Below are 246 nucleotides of genomic sequence, written 5' to 3' on the forward strand. Positions count from 1 at the left end.
CTTCCAAGGTTCTGTGTTTGGAAAGTTTTGGGCTGTTTAGTTATACTTTAAAACTAGGCTAGATCTTGGAAAGTCGATTTACTTTTTAAAAGTGCATAAATCAAATGTAAGAATTTATTGGTACTTGCTATCACAGCTACTTTAAAGGGCTTTCCCTCCTCACGTTTCTTATCATAAAATTCTCATAATCGCCTGTTACGAGGAATGATTTCATCTGTCGTTTTCTTTTTGCGACAATCACGAATG

General features: G+C 35.0%; 1 pseudogene. It reads right to left on the reverse strand.

The annotated features are described in order from the left end of the window. Positions 1 to 53: 53 nt before the first annotated feature. Positions 54 to 246: pseudogene (locus tag SB773_RS33915) on the reverse strand (IS110 family transposase); the annotation flags it as partial.

Origin of the sequence: Bacillus sp. SIMBA_074, from assembly GCF_046534555.1 — a bacterium.
Lineage (GTDB): Bacteria > Bacillota > Bacilli > Bacillales > Bacillaceae_G > Bacillus_A > Bacillus_A mycoides.